Annotated in this window: 1 protein-coding gene; it reads left to right on the top strand. The window is 60.9% G+C overall.

The genetic code is table 11. From position 1 onward, the window contains the following. Positions 1-63: 63 nt before the first annotated feature. Positions 64-471, top strand: a complete 408-nt coding sequence (locus HWV67_RS28140) for an STN domain-containing protein (RefSeq protein ID WP_256680225.1) — start codon at positions 64-66, stop codon at positions 469-471. Positions 472-494 lie beyond the last annotated feature (23 nt).

Raw genomic sequence — 494 nt, 5'->3', positions numbered from 1 at the left:
AAGGAACACCGCATGCCCCCGTTCTTCCCGCGAGCGTCCATCCCCCTGGTTCGTGCTGTCCGCTTGGCGCTGTTCGGCCTGCCCATGGTTTCCCTGCCGCTGCTCAGCGCCCTGCCCGGCCAGGCCATGGCACAAAGCGCCAGCCAGCAGTTCCAGATCGCCGCGGGTCCGCTGGGCACCAGCCTGAGTTTGTTCGCCACCCGCGCCGGGATCACCCTGACGTTCGATGCCCGCCAGACCCAAGGCCGCCAGTCCGCCGCGCTGCAAGGCAACTTCAGCGTCGAAGACGGCCTGGCCCGCTTGCTGGCCGGCAGCGGCCTGCGCGCCCAGCGCCAAAGCAACGGCGGGTTTCTGTCTCTTATAAACACCTCCCAGCCCACGAGAATTAGGCGGAGCTCCTATTCCGGCCTTTTCTTGAAAAAAAAAAAAATATTTAGCAAGACCTATCGCTTTCATCTTTTTTATTATTGACTAACTCGCAATTTGCTCCACCA

The sequence above is a fragment of the Pseudomonas sp. Marseille-P9899 genome, from assembly GCF_903166565.1.
Classification (GTDB): Bacteria; Pseudomonadota; Gammaproteobacteria; order Pseudomonadales; family Pseudomonadaceae; genus Aquipseudomonas; species Aquipseudomonas huaxiensis.
The sequence above is the reverse complement of the archived record's forward strand: the minus strand, read 5'-3'. Positions and strand labels throughout refer to the sequence as shown.